At 60.0% G+C, this 18,017-nt stretch carries 16 protein-coding genes; 12 read left to right on the plus strand and 4 right to left on the minus strand.

The window, feature by feature from the left end:
• Positions 1 to 194 precede the first annotated feature (194 nt).
• From CLV45_RS03595 to CLV45_RS03625, 7 genes are all read left to right on the plus strand, one after another.
• Entirely contained in the window at positions 195 to 710 is a 516-nt protein-coding gene (locus tag CLV45_RS03595) for a sigma-70 family RNA polymerase sigma factor (protein ID WP_100335022.1), read from the plus strand.
• A 248-nt stretch (positions 711 to 958) separates the two neighbouring features.
• Complete coding sequence (locus CLV45_RS03600) at positions 959 to 2,455, plus strand: phytoene desaturase family protein (protein ID WP_245882612.1); 1,497 nt, start codon at positions 959 to 961, stop codon at positions 2,453 to 2,455.
• A gap of 77 nt (positions 2,456 to 2,532) precedes the next feature.
• Positions 2,533 to 3,375 (plus strand): phytoene/squalene synthase family protein, encoded by an 843-nt coding sequence (locus CLV45_RS03605; RefSeq protein WP_100335023.1) that lies wholly within the window; start codon positions 2,533 to 2,535, stop codon positions 3,373 to 3,375.
• 69 nt (positions 3,376 to 3,444) lie between these two features.
• Positions 3,445 to 3,921 (plus strand): hypothetical protein, encoded by a 477-nt coding sequence (locus CLV45_RS03610; RefSeq protein ID WP_100335024.1) that lies wholly within the window; start codon positions 3,445 to 3,447, stop codon positions 3,919 to 3,921.
• Between the two features lie 330 nt (positions 3,922 to 4,251).
• The gene (locus CLV45_RS03615; protein WP_100335025.1) at positions 4,252 to 5,100 is read left to right on the plus strand and encodes a 4-hydroxy-3-methylbut-2-enyl diphosphate reductase; all 849 of its coding nucleotides are present in this window, start codon (positions 4,252 to 4,254) and stop codon (positions 5,098 to 5,100) included.
• A gap of 89 nt (positions 5,101 to 5,189) precedes the next feature.
• Positions 5,190 to 5,930 carry a fatty acid desaturase gene (locus CLV45_RS03620; protein ID WP_100335026.1) on the plus strand — a complete coding sequence of 247 codons (741 nt, stop codon included), beginning with the start codon at positions 5,190 to 5,192 and terminating at the stop codon, positions 5,928 to 5,930.
• Positions 5,931 to 6,105: 175 nt separating this feature from the next.
• Positions 6,106 to 8,145: an ATP-binding protein gene (locus tag CLV45_RS03625; protein WP_170061803.1), complete on the plus strand. Its 2,040-nt coding sequence runs from the start codon at positions 6,106 to 6,108 to the stop codon at positions 8,143 to 8,145.
• Here the strand turns inward: CLV45_RS03625 and CLV45_RS03630 are convergent.
• Positions 8,120 to 8,863 (minus strand): LytR/AlgR family response regulator transcription factor, encoded by a 744-nt coding sequence (locus tag CLV45_RS03630; protein ID WP_100335028.1) that lies wholly within the window; start codon positions 8,861 to 8,863, stop codon positions 8,120 to 8,122. The two genes, CLV45_RS03625 and CLV45_RS03630, sit on opposite strands and share 26 nt — an antisense overlap.
• Positions 8,864 to 9,121: 258 nt before the next feature.
• On the opposite strand from CLV45_RS03630, the gene CLV45_RS03635 reads away from it, so the two are divergent.
• Positions 9,122 to 9,691 carry a hypothetical protein gene (locus tag CLV45_RS03635; protein WP_157807264.1) on the plus strand — a complete coding sequence of 190 codons (570 nt, stop codon included), beginning with the start codon at positions 9,122 to 9,124 and terminating at the stop codon, positions 9,689 to 9,691.
• A gap of 97 nt (positions 9,692 to 9,788) precedes the next feature.
• Here CLV45_RS03635 and CLV45_RS03640 read toward each other — a convergent pair whose 3' ends face one another.
• From CLV45_RS03640 to CLV45_RS03650, 3 genes are all read right to left on the minus strand, one after another.
• The gene (locus CLV45_RS03640) at positions 9,789 to 10,178 is read right to left on the minus strand and encodes a heavy-metal-associated domain-containing protein (RefSeq protein WP_100335030.1); all 390 of its coding nucleotides are present in this window, start codon (positions 10,176 to 10,178) and stop codon (positions 9,789 to 9,791) included.
• Between the two features lie 86 nt (positions 10,179 to 10,264).
• Positions 10,265 to 12,562, minus strand: a complete 2,298-nt coding sequence (locus tag CLV45_RS03645) for a TonB-dependent receptor (protein ID WP_100335031.1) — start codon at positions 12,560 to 12,562, stop codon at positions 10,265 to 10,267.
• Positions 12,563 to 12,639: 77 nt separating this feature from the next.
• Positions 12,640 to 13,092, minus strand: a complete 453-nt coding sequence (locus CLV45_RS03650) for an HYC_CC_PP family protein (protein ID WP_157807265.1) — start codon at positions 13,090 to 13,092, stop codon at positions 12,640 to 12,642.
• 331 nt (positions 13,093 to 13,423) lie between these two features.
• On the opposite strand from CLV45_RS03650, the gene mraZ reads away from it, so the two are divergent.
• The 4 genes from mraZ to CLV45_RS03670 all read left to right on the plus strand — a co-directional run bounded on the left by mraZ (position 13,424) and on the right by CLV45_RS03670 (position 18,006).
• Entirely contained in the window at positions 13,424 to 13,900 is a 477-nt protein-coding gene (gene mraZ / locus CLV45_RS03655) for a division/cell wall cluster transcriptional repressor MraZ (RefSeq protein WP_100335033.1), read from the plus strand.
• Positions 13,897 to 14,829: a 16S rRNA (cytosine(1402)-N(4))-methyltransferase RsmH gene (gene rsmH, locus CLV45_RS03660; RefSeq protein ID WP_100335034.1), complete on the plus strand. Its 933-nt coding sequence runs from the start codon at positions 13,897 to 13,899 to the stop codon at positions 14,827 to 14,829. Before mraZ ends, rsmH begins: the two co-directional genes overlap by 4 nt.
• Before the next feature lie 95 nt (positions 14,830 to 14,924).
• A complete protein-coding gene (locus CLV45_RS25185; RefSeq protein ID WP_211289897.1) occupies positions 14,925 to 15,713 on the plus strand; it encodes an FtsL-like putative cell division protein in 789 nt (262 codons plus the stop codon).
• Positions 15,697 to 18,006: a penicillin-binding protein gene (locus CLV45_RS03670; RefSeq protein ID WP_100335035.1), complete on the plus strand. Its 2,310-nt coding sequence runs from the start codon at positions 15,697 to 15,699 to the stop codon at positions 18,004 to 18,006. Before CLV45_RS25185 ends, CLV45_RS03670 begins: the two co-directional genes overlap by 17 nt.
• Positions 18,007 to 18,017 lie beyond the last annotated feature (11 nt).

The raw sequence follows: 18,017 nt of genomic DNA on the forward strand, positions 1-18,017 counted from the left end.
TCTCCCGAAACAGGAGGCAAGCCGAATTTATCAGGCAATCGTCGGCCCCTTACCCGCTGGGTCGTACCTTGGCCGGCGAATTGATGTACCGACATTGAATTAGGGCTAGTTGAGAAAAATTCTTACCTAGGCTAGCCAACATTCAAATGTTCCCGTATATTTGTTTAACCTTTTGCCACGAAAAGCTAAACAGTATGACCTCTTTGGAATTCACCGATCAAGTACAAAAGATTTCTTACTCCCTGAAGCCCGTGGCCATGAACCTGACTCGCGACGCTGACGATGCCAAGGACCTGGTCCAGGAAACTTTGCTCAAAGCCATGCTGAACAAGGACAAGTTTAAGGCGGGCACCAACCTGAAGGCGTGGTTGTACACCATCATGCGCAACACCTTCATTAATAACTACAACAAGATTACCAAGCGCAATAGCAATATTGACAGCACGGAGTATTTCCAGTATTTCAATACCGACGAGAATTATATCACCCACAACGGAGCCACTTCCGACTTCGTGGTAACGGACATCAACCAGGCCATTGCCAATCTGTCGGCCGACTACCGGACGCCGTTCATGATGTACTACATCGGTTACAAGTACCTGGAAATTGCTGAGAAGCTGCAGATTCCGATTGGAACCGTGAAAAACCGGATTCACATTGCCCGCAAGGAGCTCAAAGATGCTCTGAAGGTTTACGCCCCCGGCGTGTAGGGAATAGGGAGAATACAACTCGCGCCCGGGCGTAATACGGGCCGCCAGCTACGGAGCATTTGCCCGCGGCTGGCGGCCCGTAGTTTTTGAGGGCCCAGCCACGCTGCCAATTATTCCCGTGCCCCGCTGGCTGGAAACGACACTAAACTCTTCTCTTGCACGGCAACGGCGCGCTGGCTTGGACCCTGCCCGCCAAAACAAAGTTGGGAGCGGGTTTGTAGCTTGCCACCACCTTTTCCCTGTTCAGATTGACTACCGCTTCTGCTTCCCCTCACGTTCTGGTTATTGGTGCCGGCTTCGCCGGCCTCTCGGCGGCTACTTCCCTGGCCCAGCGCGGCTACCGCGTGACGGTGCTCGAAAAGAACGAAGGGCCGGGGGGCCGGGCCCGGGTTTTTCAGGCTCAGGGCTTCACTTTCGACATGGGCCCGAGCTGGTACTGGATGCCCGACGTGTTTGAGAAGTATTTCGCCCGCTTCGGCCGTAAGGTGTCGGACTACTACGAGCTGGAGCGCCTGGACCCTTCGTATCAGGTGGTATTTGGGCCCGATGACGCGGTGGATATTCCGGCAAAAATGGCCGAGCTGCGTCAGCTCTTCGAACAGTACGAGCCCGGCAGTGCCGCCCGCCTCGACGAGTTCCTGAAGCAGGCCGCCTATAAGTACGAAGTTGGTATCAACCGGCTGGTGTATGCCCCGAGCCGCTCGGTGCTGGAGTTTGCCGACCCCAAGCTGCTAGTGGATATGGTGCGCATGGACGTGCTGCAGAGCATGCACAAGCACGTACGCCGCTTTTTCAAGAACCCCAAGCTGCTGCAGCTGGTCGAGTTTCCGATTCTGTTTCTGGGCGCTACTTCCGAGAATACCCCGGCCCTGTACTCGCTCATGAACTACGCCGACCTGGCCCTGGGTACCTGGTATCCCAAAGGTGGCATGCACCAGATTGTGCGCGGCATGGTGCAGTTGGCCCAGGAGCAGGGCGTGCAGCTCGAATACAACCAGGAAGTGCAGGAAATCCGGGTCGAAAACGGCCGGGCTACGGGCGTACAAACGGCCGTCGGCTTCCGCGCCGCCGACATCGTGGTGGCCGGCGCCGACTACCACCACGCCGAGCAGCACCTGCTCCGGCCCGAGTTTCGGCACTACGACGAGGCTTACTGGGACAAGCGTACCATGGCTCCGTCGTCGTTGCTGTTTTATATCGGGCTCAACAAGCGCCTGCCCAAGCTGCGCCACCACAACCTGTTCTTCGACGAGGATTTTCAGCTCCACGCCCACGAAATTTACGAGCAGCCCCAGTGGCCCAGCAAGCCGCTCTTCTACGTCTCGGCCCCGTCCCAAACCGACCCCACGGTGGCCCCGGCCGGCGGCGAAAACCTGTTTCTGCTCATTCCGGTGGCCCCCGACCTGCCCGACCCCGAGGAAACCCGGGAGTACTACTACCACCTGATTATGGACCGGCTGGAGCGCCACGTGGGCGAGAGTATCCGCGACGCGGTGGTGTACAAGCGCAGCTACGCCCACCACGACTTCATCAGCGACTACCACAGCTACAAGGGCAACGCCTACGGGCTGGCCAACACCCTGCGGCAAACCGCCATTCTGAAGCCCACACTGAAAAGTAAAAAGGTTAGTAATCTGTATTTTACGGGGCAATTGACCGTGCCTGGCCCCGGCGTGCCACCCTCCCTAATTTCGGGGCAGGTAGTGGCCGGCGAAGTGGAGAAGGAGTATCCGTTTAACAAGTAGCATCTATCATTTAACAGCTTAAGAGAGCTGCCTAATTGAGTGTTAAATGTTAAATGATAATTGATAACTGAATTAAAATGGACCACGTTGCCCTTTTCGACCAAACCAGCCTGGCCTGTAGCAAGCTGATTACCAAGCGCTACAGCACGTCGTTTACGCTGGGCATCCGTACGCTCGACCCGCGGTTTCACCTGCCGGTCTACGCCGTGTATGGCTTCGTGCGCTGGGCCGACGAAATCGTGGATACTTTTCACGACTACGATAAAGCGGCTCTGTTTGCGGACTTCAAGCGGCAGACCGACGAGGCCCTGGCCATGGGCTTCAGCTTGAGCCCGGTGCTGCACGCCTTTCAGCTCGTGGTACGGCAGTACGGCATCGACCGGGAGTTTATCGATGCCTTTCTGAAAAGCATGGAAATGGACCTGGAAGACCGCAGCTACCACCAGTCCATGTACGAGGAGTACATCTACGGCTCGGCCGAAGTAGTGGGCCTCATGTGCCTGCGCATTTTCTGCGAGGGCGACGTGGCCTTGTTCGACCGGCTGCGGGAGCCGGCTCGCCGACTCGGGGCCGCATTTCAGAAAATCAACTTCCTGCGCGACATCCGCTCCGACTACGAAGACCGGGGCCGGGTGTACTTTCCCGGCGTGGTCTACGAGCGGTTCGACGACCAGGTGAAGCGCGAAATTGAGGCCGATATCCGGGCCGACTTCGATGCCGGGTACGCCGGTATCGTGCAGCTGCCCCGCTCGGCCCGCCTGGGGGTGTATCTGGCCTACGTGTATTACCTGAAGCTTTTTCACAAAATCCGGCAGCTGCCGGCGGCACGAATCTTGGGAGAGCGGGTGCGCGTACCCGACAACACGAAACTTTTGTTGCTGATGGGTTCGTACTTTCGCTACCGCCTTCGGGCTATCTGACCACGAACTTCCGCCCGCGTGAAACGTCTGCTTCTCTCTCTTTTCCCGCTTTTTACCCTTCTTTCCGCCGTGTCCGAAACCTCGCCCTACCACCTGCCCACCCTGCGCCGCCACTACGAGCAAGCCGCTGCCGATAAAACGGCCGGCGAAAAATTCTACAAGCTCATGGCCGACTACAACGCCAAGGATGCCGTAGTGCTGGGCTACAAAGGCGCCGCCGAAGCCATCCGGGCCCGCGACGCGTCGATGTTTAACAAGCTGACCTACGTGCAGGCCGCTAGTCGCACCTTCGACCAGGCCGTGGCTCTCGACCCACAGAATGCGGAGGTGCGCTTCCTGCGCTTCAGCGTGGAAAGCAACCTGCCCGGCTTTCTCAACCTGAGCCAGCACGTGGACGAAGACCGGCAGCTGCTGATTCAGACTCTGCTGAAGCACCCTAAGTCGGGCCTGGATACGGAGGCTTTTCAAACCGTGCGCAACTTTCTGGTCAACCGCGGCCACGTGAGCGACGCGGAAGCCCAGCAGCTGGCCCGGGTGGCTCAATAAGCTGGTAAGATTTTCCCGTCTACTGAAAAGGACCATCTGCGCAGGGTGGTCCTTTTTATTTTTTCGAGTATTTTTGTTTAACTTTTGTGGCTGCAAAGTGAAACAAAATCATCTTTCGTTGGTATAGGAAGCAGAAAACTAAATTGTTCTGCGTTAGGTTGATGAAGCGGGCAGCTGGCCAGAAGCAGGCGTAGAGCCGGCCGGCTGGTCGGCAAAGCCAGCAATGGAAAGTCACTTACTTGTCAGAACCGCTTATATAACGTTTTTCGTATCTTCTGCCTCCGTGAAGCCCGTCCGTAACATTCCGTCCGCTTCCTTGGTTACCGAGCTATGCCGCACCACCTGAGCGTCCGTATTGACCCCAACTCCGGTTTCTGCTTCGGCGTAATCTATGCCATTCAGATGGCGGAGGATATTCTCGATGAGCAAGGCTACCTGTATTGCCTGGGCGACATTGTGCACAACGACGAAGAAGTGCAGCGCCTTGAGCAGCGCGGCCTGCGCATTATCGATTACGACGTGTTTGCCGGCCTGCGCGACGAGAAAGTGCTGATCCGGGCCCACGGCGAGCCGCCGAGCACCTACCAGACGGCCCTGGAAAACGACCTGACCCTGATTGATGCTTCCTGCCCGGTGGTGCTCAAGCTGCAGAACCGCATCAAGACCAGCTACGACAAGCAGGAGAAAATCTTTATCTACGGCAAGCACGGACACGCCGAGGTGCGCGGCCTGCTGGGCCAGACCAGCGGGCAGGCGGTGGTATTTGAAAACCTGGACGAGCTACTGAGCCACGAATTGCCGGCCAACATTACGCTCTACAGCCAGACCACGAAAAGCACCGACAGTTTTTACCGTATCAAGGGCGAGCTGGAGCACCGCGGCTACGCCGTGAACCCCAACGACACAATTTGCCGGCAGGTCAGCAACCGGGACAAGGACCTGCGTAAGTTTGCGGCCCAGTACGACCAGGTGGTGTTCGTGTCGGGCACCAAGAGCAGCAATGGGAAGGTGCTCTACCAAGTCTGCAAGGATACTAACCCGAACACGCACTTTATTTCGAAAGTGGAGGAGCTTAGCCCCACGCAGTTTCAGCCGGGCCAATCGGTCGGAATCTGCGGGGCCACGAGCACGCCCATGTGGCTGATGGAAGACGTGCGCGACGCGCTGCTGGCTATGTAGGCTAGCTTAGCTTAACCAACTGCTGCTGGCGGCCGTTTGCACTTTGTTGCGGCGCCCAAAAGCCCGCTATTTCACCCTTATCCGACCCGATGCCCCACACCGCGCCCCAGCCAAGTCCGCCCGTTTCGCGGGTAAAACCGGCTCCGTTGGGTTACGTGGGCGTGGGCGCAGCGTTGGGTATCATCGGCAGCTGGGCCGCACTGCTGACCTTTCTGCTGGGTTTTTACGTCCCGGATTGGCACACCCCCTGGCCTTACCTGCTGGTTTTGCTGCAGATGCACCTTTACACGGGCTTGTTTATCACCGCCCACGATGCCATGCACGGCGTGGTTAGCACCAACCAGCGTCTGAACACGATGTTGGGCACTGTGTGCGCCTTTTTGTTTGCCTTCAACTGGTATCCGCGCCTGCTGCCCCGGCACCACCAGCACCATCGGCACGTGGGCACCGAGGCCGACCCCGACTTTCACGATGGTCGGCACCCAGGATTTCTGCCGTGGCTGTTGCGCTTCGCCCTGAACTACGTGACGTGGTGGCAGATAGCCCTGATGGGACTTACCTATAATCTGTTGAAGCTGGCCTTTCCCATGGCCAACGTCATTGCCTTTTGGATGGTCCCGGCGGTGCTAGCCACGGTGCAGCTCTTCTTTTTCGGGACCTACCTGCCACACCGCGGCGAGCATGCCCCCGACAATGTGCACAAGTCGCGCACTCAGCTGCGCCATCACCTGTGGGCCTTTGTGAGCTGTTATTTCTTTGGCTACCACTACGAGCACCACGACCAGCCGTACTTACCCTGGTGGCGCTTGTGGCGCACCAAAGAAGGATAACCACCGCCGGAGCCTACCTGAACAGCGAGAAGAAAAACCCGGCTAAAATTGTGGGGCGGGTAAATTTAAACACGGAATCTGGCTATCTTCAGGCAGCCTAACTTGTCGTTGGGACGCCCACTTAGCCAAGATGCGCTTGTTGCACTGCACGAAAGTTTCTTCGGTCTTTCTGTATTTGGCAACAGCCTTGCTGGGCTTGTTGCCGCTAGCAGGGCGGGCTGCTTCCAACGGCCCCGACCCGGCGTTGACGCAATCTTTCGACGCTGGGCTGGCCGAGTTGGTGGGCGCCATTCCGCTTGCGCCCGCCAACCCCCAAGCACGGCTGCGCTATGGATTGAGCATGCTTCGGGAAGCTTCGAAAAGCAGAAGTGCTGATAAGCAGGCGGCTGGCCACCGCCTCGTGGGCTCGGCCCATCACGAACTGGGTTCCTTTGCCAAGGCCGCTTATCATTTCCGCAAGGCGTTGCAGTTGGATCAGCAACAACAAAACCAGCCAAACGTGGCCGTTGATGGGTTGGGACTGGGCAATGCGCTACTCAGCCAGGGCGACACGGGGCAGGCGCGTCAGGTATATCATTTGGCGCTGCAAAGCTTTGCCCAGCAAAATTCCCGGCGCGGCCGGGCTCAGGTAGAAAACAGGTTAGGCTCTTTGTACGCGCAGCAGCGCAAGTGGGGTCAGGCCTTGGCTAGTCATTCGCGCGCGCTACAAGGGTGGCTGCAGCACCAGGATTCGGCTCGGGCCGCGGCTACCTTAAACGCCATAGGCAACGTCTACTGCCAGCAGGGAGCCTACAGCCGGGCCTTGTATTACCTGCGCAAAGCCATGCGGACAGCAGCCCCAACCGATAGTCTGCGGCAAAGTGAAAGTCTAACCAGTATCGGGCGGGTATACCGGGCCGTAGGCAATTACGACGCCGCGCTGACGAGCTTCAAGCAGGCCACTCGGCTGGTGCCCACCACTGCGCCCACCGTCCCGCACGCCCAGCTATATCAGGCCCTGGCAGCCACTTACGACTCCCTAGGTCAGGTGTCGGCGGCCGAGCGGGCCCTTCACCAGGGCTTGGTACTGGCCCGCCGGAGCGGTTCCGCCCTGCTGCTAAGTCAGCACTATCGGGCCCTGGCGGAGGTGTACCGGCAGCGGGGCCAGTTCCAGAAGTCGTTGGTCATGCTCACGCGCTTTACTAGCCTGCAGGACAGTGTGTTTGCTCAGGAGCGGGCGGCGCAGGTGGCCGAGCTCCGGACGCGCTACGAATCGGAAAAGAAAGAACGGGAAATCCAGCTGTTGATTAAGGACCGACAGATTCAGGATGCCACCCTGCGCCGGCAGAAGCTGCTGCGCAATACTTTGGCGGTAGGGGCTCTGCTCTTACTTATCATCGTGGGCGGGCTTTACCGCGGCCGGCAGCAGCAGGCGCGGGTCAACCGGCTGCTGGAACGTAAAAATGCGGCAATTAATCGGCAGAAAGAGGAGCTGACGCGGCTTAATCAAACAAAGGACACGCTGTTTTCCGTCATTTCCCACGACTTGCGCAGCCCGCTCAGTTCCCTGTATTCGTTGTTGACGCTGCTCAATATCGGCTCTTTACCGCCCGAGCGGCTGGCGCTGCATTCGGCCCGGCTTACCCGGGGCCTCAACAGCACCCTGCAGTTGCTGGACAACTTGCTCAACTGGTCGGCGGCGCAGATGAAAGGCGACAAAATCCGGCCGGAGCGGCTACGCCTCGATGTACTGGCGGAAGAGGCCCTGGCCCTGCTGCTAGGGGATGCTGAGCGCAAAAATATTCTGTTGCAAAACCAGCTGGTGGTTCCCACGCTGGTGCGGGCCGATATGAACATGGTTCGGCTTGTGTTGCGCAATTTGCTTGGCAATGCCATTAAGTTTACGCCCGAGGGTGGCTCCGTAATTCTCACGGGCGCGCAGCAGGGCACGGTATGGAGCATTACGGTGCAGGATACCGGGATTGGTATTCAGCAAGCCGACCACGAACGGGTGTTCGGCAAGAATGGACCATTTACGACTCCGGGTACAGCCCGGGAGAAAGGCACGGGTCTAGGTCTGCAGCTGTGCAAGGATTTTGTGGAGCGCAACGGCGGGCAGCTCACCTTTACCACCCAGCCCGGACAAGGCACTGCGTTTACGTTTACGCTCCCGGTGGCTCTCGCGGCTCCGGATGCCCAGCCCGCGCCGGCTACTGTGGCTGCTGCCGCCGGATAAGGGAACGGTTGACGATTCGCTCGGTTACCCGCTCGCGGTACGTTTGGCCCAGGGGCAGGGCGTGGCCCCCCACGCGTACTTCCAGGTTGCTGACGGCCTCAATACGGGCCGTATTGACCAGGTAGGAGCGGTGGGTGCGCACAAACAAGCCGGGCGGCAGTTGCTCCTCAATGTTTTTGAGGTTGACCAGCGTGAGATGAGTGCGCCCGTCGGCCGTGTTGATTTTGGTGAAATCTTTCAGGGCTTCGATGTAGAGTACCTCCCGGTAGTGGAGGCGCACAAACTGGGCGTCGGTGCGGATGAAGAACGAGCCCCAGCCCGAGAGAATATCCTGGTGCCCGTCGCCCTCGGCCAGATTGGTGCGCAGGATACCGGCAATCTTGTTGACTGCTTTCAAAAACCGGTCGAGCGAAATCGGCTTGAGCAAAAAGTCAATAACGTCCAGGTTGAAGCCTTCCATGGCGTACTGCGGGTAGGACGTCATCAGTACCACCAGGGGCGGGTGTTGCAGGGAACGAACCAGATCCAGGCCACTCAGGTGAGGCATGGTAACGTCCGAGAACAAGACCTGCACGTCGTGGTGCATCAGATAGCGGTGAGCATCCAGTGGGTCGGTGAAGGCGGCTTTCACATCCAGCACGTCGGTCATGGCCACGTAGGCTTGCAACAGATCCAGCACCAGCGGATCATCGTCGAGCAGCAAACAGCTAATCTTCATACAGCGCAGGTTTCGATAGGGAGTGGGTGAATATAAAAAGGATAAATTGATAAATGCAATTTATTATAAGAACAAATCAATATTTGGCCGGCTATTTCCCAGCTTCCATCTACTTTTAGGCTTGGTTCCTCTACTTTAAACCCCTCGCTATAATCGGATTAGATATCTTCTATCGGAATAGCTTCTTCGTTTTACCAATTCGGTTCTGGTTATTCTTATTTCTCCGTCTGCCTGCTCCTGCCAACACACCTACTCGTTATGAAACGTTTCACCAGTGCTTCCAGCGCAGCCCTGCCGCCTGTGATTCTGGGAGTTGAGCTCACCATTGCCAACCATCAGGATCTGCGCAAGTCTATTCGCTCGGCTTTTGGCTTGAATACGCGGGCCATCAACCTGCGCATCGACCCCAGCATGGATTTGATTTACCTGTGCGAAACCACCTTACCCAATACGCTGCCCTGCCTGGCCAGTCTCACCAGACCCGGCGTAATTGCCGTGCTGCTACGCTCGGTGCGGCTGGAATGGCATCCGGAAACCAAGCAGAATATTGGGCGGGGTACGCCCACGCTGGCGGCCCTGGAAAGCGGCAACTGCTTTCTGACCGCCAACGGCCGCAAAGTATCCATTGCTTCATTCACGACCCGGCACGTGCATCCTACCCGCATTGTAATGGAGGCGCAAGGGCAGCCTAATCTGCTGGAATACCTGCGGGCCGACTCCTTTACCCTGGAAATTTCGGGTACCAACCGCCGCCGCCTAACCCGCCCCCTGGCTTTCAGTGCGGTGCTGGAGTTCGACGTGCAGCTCGCCCCCGGTGCCCAGGCCTGAGCCGGCCGGGCTAGTAGCCAGCATTAGTCAGCCAATAAAAAAAGCCTGCCCCGAAGGGCAGGCTTTGGCGCAGTGTCACTCAAAAGGCGTCTAGCGCTTAGTGAGCCGCATCCTGGTGCACGTTGTTGGTTTTTTTGCAGCAGTCGGGTAGCCGGTCGTAGGCCCGGGCTTCGGCGGCCTGCTCGTCGGCATCGTAGCCGGTGCGTTGCACGGCGGTACGCAGGGCGGCCGGGGTGGTTTTGTCGGGCCGGTACGATACGGTCAGCACTTTGCTGGGTACGTCGAGGTGAGCTTCCTGCACGCCTTTTTCGTAGGCCAGGGCTTTTTCCAGGCGGGCCTTGCACATGTCACACACGGCCGAGGTTTTGATTTGAAACACTTCCGTAGCGGGGCCTTTAGTCTTGGCGGCGGCGGTGGTTTGGGCAAACGAGAACTGGGCAGTGAGTAGCAGCACGGCGGCTAGCCAAAATGATCTGAGAGTTTTCATACGAAGCAAAAGAAGGAAAAGGATGGGGCAAAGTCCAGCTTGGCCGCTCTCATAACAAAGAGCTTGCCGGAAGAATTGCCAGAAGGTTATTCAATTTTAAAGCGCAGCCCGGCGTACGTGAGCCGGCCGTAGGTAGGCCCCCAGATCATGGCCGCGTCGAAGGTGGGGCCGAAGGGGGCGTAGGCACCCATGATGGGGTCGGGCTGGCGGTAGTTGGTCAGGTTTTCAACGCCCACGTACACTTCCCAGCGCTTGAAGGCCCGCGTCACCTGCGTGTTGAGCAGGGCGTAGCGCGGGGCGTAGTTGAGCGTGGTGGTACCCGTGCCGTGCTCATGGCCAATGCTGCCGGGGTTGTGAGCCAGGGGCCGTTGCCCAAACCACTGCAGAGTCAGATCAGCCCGCCACTTGTCGAAAGCCGTGGCGTAGCCCACGTTGGCAAACACCCGGTGCCGGGGCGTGAGGGCCTTGGGCAGCAATTCGCCGGCGTAGGTGGTGCGCACGTCCAGGTACTTATACGCCAGCTTGGTTTGCAGGCCTTTCACGGGTTCGAACTGCACCTCGGTTTGCAGGCTGCGCGAAAAGGACCGGCCGCCCGGCTCCAGATTGCCAATTTGCAGCAGCGTAGGCGCTGAATAGGCATCGGCTACCACCTGGTTTTGAAACTCAGTGTGGTAATAGTCGGTGATGAACGTGGCCGGGTGGCCCGCCACGGTGAAGTACTGGGTAAAGCTGCCGCCCACGTTCCAGGCCCGCTCGGGGCGCAGATAGTAGTCGATAACAAACTCGCGGGAGCTGACCAGCATGCCCGAGTTTTCGGCAATAGGGTTGGCCGTGCGGAAGCCCGTGCCGGCCGCCAGGCGTAGCACCGTGTTGGCCGTAGCATCCAGCTTCACGTTGAGCCGGGGCGTGAGCACCCAGCCGTAGAGGTTGTGGCGGTCCAGGCGCAGGCCCCCGACGAGGGTGAGGTTCTTGGCGTTCTGGTAGGTGTACTCGGCAAAGGCGCCGGGCACCCGCTCGTTGCGGGTGCGGTGCTCCCGGGCATACCGCTCAGCCGTGGTTTCGGTAGGATAAATAAAACCGTCTTTGAACACCTCCGCGTAGTTGTCGTGCAGATAGCTCAGGCCCAGGCGGTAGGTATGAGCCGTGGTGCCCAGCACGCTCTGAAACAGCAGCGTGGCCAGGCCCGTGCGCTGGGTGCCGTCGTAAGTGCGGATGCCGTAGCCCGAATCGAAGGCGTGACTGGTGCCGCTGAGCAGCAGGCCTAGGCTCTGGTAGGGCCGGCCGGGCCAGGTGTAGGAGGTCTTGGAAAAGCCCGTGTAACGATTGGTGCTCAGCGTGGTGCCGTAGAAGCTGCCGGGCTTGTCCTGCCGGAAGTCTACCTGCCCGCCTTCCCGGGTTTCGCGCAAGGCGCCCAGGCCCAGCTCACTCACGATGCCGGTGCCCGACTTGTACTTCCACTTGTTAAAAACGTTGTATTGCGTAGCCAGGGGCAAATCCAGAAAGCCGTCCTTGTTCCGGTCGACGCGGCGGCCCAGGTGGTCGGAGTGCAGCAGCAGGGCGGTGCTTACCTTGGCGCTGAGCGGAGTGGCCAGGTTCAGGTTAAGGTCAAACTTGCCCAGGTCGTTGCCGTAGGCGTTGAACAGCAGCCGCTCGGCTTTTTCGGGCTCCTTGAGGCGCACGTTGACCTGGTCCGAAATACTCTCGTAGCCATTCACCACCGAGCCCATGCCCTTGATGATGTCGATGCCCTCAATCCAGGTGCCCGACAGGTAGCTCAGCCGGTAGGGCGTAGCTAGGCCGCGCAGGGCCGGCAGGTTGTCGACGGTGAGCAGGGAATAGGCCCCGTCGAGGCCCAGAAGCTGAATCTGCTTGGCCCCCGACACGGCGTCGGTGGTCGATACTTCCACCGCAGCGTTGGTTTCGAAGCTTTCGGCCAGGTTACAGCACGCCGATTTGGTCAGGTCACGGCTGGTGATGACCTGGGTGTTGGTGGGCGTCAGGGAGGAATAAGCCGGGGCGCGCTCCTCAATCTTTACCTCACCCAGCTCCACGGAGCGACGCAGCGCCACCCGCACGAAGGCCTGGCTGGTGGCTTCAATGGTGAGTGTGTCGGCCTTGTAGCCGAGGGAGTTGATAATCAGGTGGCTGGCGGCACCCCGGGCGGGCCGCACCAGCGTGAATTTACCGGTGGCATCGGTGGTAGCTGCGGCATCGGCAGCTTCCAGCCAGCGCACCACGGCCCCGGGCAGGGGAGAGCCCGCCACGGCGTCGGTAATCTGGCCCTGGACGGGCGCAATGGGAGAGGATTGGGCCCAGGCCGCCGCGCTGCTCAGCACCAAAAGGCCGAGCGTGGCGGTAAGGCGTGGCCCTACGGTAGACTGCATATGGTCAGGTAAGTAGAATTCTTCTCGGAGGAAAACCGGGGATGGTTGCCTCGCTCCCCGGAGCGCGGGAAGAAATTCTATACCTGCCAGCTGCACACAAACGTCAGCAGCGCGCGGCCCGCCCGCAGGGGCGGGGATGAGTCGCTGGCGTGCCAGGGCGTGGCCTGGGTTAGGCTGGGGCCGGCGCAGAAAATGCTGCTGTAGCTGATGGGTAGCCAAGCCAGTACTGCCGTCGGCAGCAGCACTTTGGTGTGACCCGTGGCAGCGGCATCGAGCTTGTGAAAATGGGCGCCAAACTCGCAGCAGGACTTTTTCAGCTGAGCTTTGCCCGCCAGCTGGTGGTCGAGCAGCCGACTAGCAACCGCCGCGGCGGGAGGGCACTTGTGCTCGGGCGCGCTAAAGACGATGGCGGCCGTGCTGCGCCCGCTGCTACGGCAGGTGTGCGACTGCACCGTGAGCCCCACCGAAGTGAGAAGCACGAGCAGGGCCATAAAGCCGCTGAAGAGCCGGTGGAGCAACGGACGTTTCACGCTGACAAAGATACGAAGCTTGTGGTTGAGCCCGTGCAAAATATCGGCCGCAATAGTGCGTAATCCGGTGGTGCCGATGGACCCGAAAACCCTAACAGGGGAAGCCTGCGAATCATTACCAACGAAGCTGCCATTTTGGCAAACCAGGTTTTTTGTCCTACCACTTTCTTCCCTCACTTGCGGCATGATGGATTGAAAACATTGCCAGATGGCTAAAAAACGCCTTTTTGCGTAGTGGTAGAAAATGGTAAATCGTGGTTGCCTTTTCCCGGGCATTGCGTACTTTTGCTATCATCCCGTTCCCACGCCTCGTCGGCAACCCCTGGCATCTATGAACCTTCTCTCTGGCGAATATGAGTGCAAGCTGGACCCGAAAGGGCGCTTGGTGCTGCCCGCCAAGGTGAAGGCCAACCTGCCCGAGGCCTCGGCCAACCAGCTAGTGCTGGTGCGCGGGTTTGAGCCCTGCCTAGTGCTTTACCCGCGCGAATCCTGGCGCGTGATTCACGACAAGGTTATGGCCCTGGATGAGTTCAACGAGGAGTACCGGCAGTTTCAGCGCAACTTCTTCCGCGGCATGACCGAGGTGGAGCTCGACAACATCGGGCGCTTTATGCTGCCCCGCACCATGCTGCGCTACTCCGGCATCGAGAAGGAAGCTATTATCGTGGGCCTGGGCAACCGCTGCGAAATCTGGGAGCCCGAGAAGTACGACGAGTTCCTGATCAAAGACCAGCAGAGCTTCTCGAAGCTGGCCCAGAAGTTTTTATCCACCGACACACCGCCCGTCAGCGGCCCCCTTGCCGCATGAGCGCCGACTACCAGAACGATACCGCCTACCACCGCCCCGTGATGCTGGCCGAGTGCCTCGAAGCGCTGGACCTGCGCCCCGACGGCCGCTACGTGGACGTGACCTTCGGCGGCGGCGGCCACACGGCCCGCATCCTGGAGCGCCTGACTTCCGGCCACCTCTACAGCTTCGACCAGGACGCCGACGCCGAGCACGAAGCCCGGCAGCTCGCCCGGCCCCAGTTCACCTTTATCCGGGCCAATTTCCGCGACCTGCACCACGAACTGGAGCAGCGTGGCGCGTTGCCCGTCGATGGGCTGCTGGCCGATTTGGGCGTGTCGTCCCACCAGTTTGATACGCCCGAGCGGGGCTTCAGCACCCGCTTCGACGGACCCCTGGACATGCGTATGGACCCCGAAGCCGACCGTACCGCCGCCGACATCGTGAATGAGTACTCCGAGGCCGAGCTGCACCGCATTTTCGGCATGTATGGCGAAGTGACCAACGCCCGAACCCTGGCCAACACGCTTACCACGGCCCGGCGCGGGCAGGCCGTGCAGACCATTGCGGCCCTGAAAAAAGCCATTGCGCCCTGCACGCCGCGGGGCAAGGAGAATAAGTACCTGGCCCAGGTATTTCAGGCCCTGCGCATCGAGGTGAACGACGAAATGGCGGCCCTGCAGGAAATGCTCCAGCAAACGGCCCAGGTGCTGCGCCCCGGCGGCCGGCTCGTCGTTATGTCGTACCACTCCCTGGAAGACCGGCTGGTGAAGAACTTTATGGCCAAGGGCAAGTTCTTCGGCGAAGCCGAAAAAGACCTGTTCGGCCACACCAATACGCCTTTCGAGGTGCTGACGCGCAAACCCGTGGAGGCCAGCGCCGAAGAAATTGCCCTCAACAGCCGGGCCCGCTCGGCCAAGCTGCGCATTGCGGTGCGCCGCGACGAATGAAGCCGAGTTTGGCCGGATTTTCGCGCCGCGCCGCCCTCCCCGTGCAGTTGACTTACTAAGCCGATACGCCAACCTCCTTTTCCTCTCCCGAGATTTTGGCTACCAATACCCTCAAACCCGTTGCCAACACCCCGCCCCGCGCCAATGTGCCCCGGGACCTGACGCCCCCCCCGCCGGTGGCGCCTGAACCCGCACCTCTGCCCGAGCCGGAGCCCGAACCCGCGCCTAAACCCAAAGCCAAGCGCGAAAAAGCTGCCCCCCGTAGCACCTGGAGCGTGTTTACGGTGCTCGACCGGCTCACCAGCGTCGACAGTATCTTCCGGGAAGGGCTGCCCGTGCAGTACCTGCCGCACGTGCTGTTCGTGATGTTTCTGATTCTGATTTACATCGGCAATACCCACTGGGGCTACCGCATGAACCGCAGCATTCAGAAGCTCAAGCTCGAAACCGAGGACTTGCGGGCCGACTATACCACCCTCAAGTCGGACTACATGGAGGCCAGCAAGCAGAGCGAGGTAGCCCGCAAGGTGGCTGCCTATGGCCTGGTGGAAAGCTCCTCGCCGCCGTTCCGCATCACGGTGCCCGCCGGCCGCCTCGACGAAGCCGAGCTGGAGGCCCTGCCCGTCATTACCGCCGATTCGCTGGCGGCTATGTCGGCCGCCGACTCATTAGCCCTGGCTGATTCGCTTGGTACGGCCACTCAGCCAGTTCGGGCCGCCGCTACGCACGCGGCAGCCAGCCATAGCTTGGGCCGCCACGCGGCCAAACCCAAAAACCGGACTACGCCCAAAAAAGCTACGGCCAAAAAGCCGGCGGCTAAACCGGCTACGAACAAGAAGAAAACCACCAACTCTTCCCGCCCGACCCATGAAAGGAAGCGTTAAAAAATCCATTGTAACCCGGGTTCGGCTGGCGTTTTTGGGCGTCTGCCTGTTTTCGTGCGCCATCGTCTGGAAAGTGTCGCGCATTCAGTTCAAGGAAGGCGAGAAGTGGCGGGCCCTGGAGCAGGAGCGCCGCATCGTGTACCAGCCCGTGTTTGCCACCCGCGGCAACATTTACTCCGACAACGAGAGCATCATGGCCACCTCGCTGCCCTTCTTCCGGGTGGCCTGGGACCCGAGCGTGGTGGACGAGAAGACGTTTAAGGGCGGAGTTGACTCTTTGTCCTTGCTACTGTCGCGCTTTTTTGGCGACCGAACTCCCAGAGAGTATTACCGCCGGCTAACCGATGCCAAAAAAGGCAAAGTGCGCTACGTACGGCTGAATTCCCGGCAGATCAACTTCCAGGAAAAGAAGATGCTGGCCCAGTGGCCTATTTTCCGGGGCGGTAAAAACAAGGGCGGCGTCATTTTCGAGAAGGTCGATAAGCGGTTCCGACCCTTCGGTGGCCTGGCCCAGCGCACCATCGGCTTTTTGAACGAAGACAAAAACGGCGCGGGCCTGGAGTTTACCTACAACCGCCACTTGGCCGGCAAAGACGGGGAAGCCCTGTTTGAGCGCCTGCCCGGCGGCAATAAGCCCATCTACGACGGTACCGAAGTGAAGCCCCAGCCCGGCTACGACGTGAAAACCACCCTGGACATCAACCTCCAGGACGTGGCCGAAAATGCGTTGTACAAGTCGCTGGTCGACAACAGCGCCCAGTACGGCTGCGTGATTCTGATGGAAGTGCAGACCGGCGAAATCAAGGCCGTGGCCAACCTGGGCAAGGTGGCCGAGGGCGTGTACCGCGAGGATTACAACTACGCCATTGCCGACCAGGGCCGTACCGAGCCGGGCTCGACCTTCAAGCTGGCCTCGATGATGGCCCTGCTGGAAGACAACCCCAGCCTCTCGCTCGACGACACGGTGAATACCGGCCGCTCGGGTTCCATGCGCATTGCCGGGGCCGTCAAGACCGATACCCACGCCTACGGACGACTATCGGTGAAGCAGGTCATTGAGAATTCATCCAACATCGGGGTGGCCAAGCTCATCAACGACCATTTTTCGGCCAACCCCAGCAAGTACACCGACTATCTCAAGCAGTTTGGGCTCGACAAGCCGCTGGGCTTCCAGATGGCGGGGGAGGCCCGGCCCTATATTAAGGACCCGCGGGACCGGTCGTGGAGCCGGACTTCGCTCAGCACCATGTGCATTGGCTACGAGCTGAAGCTGGCGCCGTTGCAGACCCTGGCTTTCTACAACGCCATTGCCAACAACGGCGTGAAGGTGCAGCCCATGATTGTGCGCGAAATCAAGCAGGCCGACAAGGTCCTGGAGCGGTTCGAGCCCAAGGTCCTGAACCCCAGAATCTGCTCGGAGGAAACCTTGGCCAAGCTGCGCCAGATGCTGGAAGGCGTGGTGCTCAACGGCACGGCCCGGGCCATTCAAACGCCCGACTACACCATTGCCGGCAAAACCGGGACGGCCTGGAAGTTCAAGAACGGGCAGTACACCAAGCAGTACTCGACCAGCTTCTGCGGCTATTTTCCCGCCGATAAGCCCAAGTACAGCTGCATCGTGGTAGTTGACTCGCCCAAGGGCGCCAACTGGTCGGGCGCCCAGGTGGCGGCCCCCATTTTCCGGGAAGTGGCCGATAAGGCCATGGCCCGCGACATGGCCAGCCAGCGGCCCTTGCTGGCCCGGGCGCCTACCAACAAGTCGAAGGTGCCCTACGTGCGGGCCGGCCTGCAGGATGAGCTGACGCTGGTATGTCAGAAACTGGGCGTGAGCAACCATTCCCAGGCCTCCGGCGACGACTGGGTGCGAGCCAACCGCGCCGATACGAATGTGAATGCCGTGGACTGGAAGCCGGTGGCCGTGCGCCCCGGCCGCGTGCCCGACGTCACCGGCCTGACTTTGCGCGACGCGCTGTTTCTGCTCGAAAACCGGGGCTTGCGCGTCAAGGCCCTGGGCACCGGACGGGTGCGGCAGCAGTCGGTAGCGGCGGGCAGCGGCATCCGGCGCGGCACCGTCGTGACCCTGGCGCTGGAGCCGATTGGCACCAAATCGGCGGATGCCCCCAGGGCCTTGCCGGCTCCCGAACCCACCCAACTCACCGAAAACAAGCTAATTACGGCCGTCGACCTGGACGAGGCCAAGCGCATCCGCACACTCAAGGCCAAGCGCCAGGCCCAACAACGCCTCTCCCAGCAAGGCCTGCAACGGGCACCGGCGGCCAGACCCCGGGCCTAACGTTGCCCCTG

The organism is Hymenobacter chitinivorans DSM 11115, assembly GCF_002797555.1.
In the GTDB taxonomy this organism is placed as follows: Bacteria; Bacteroidota; Bacteroidia; order Cytophagales; family Hymenobacteraceae; genus Hymenobacter; species Hymenobacter chitinivorans.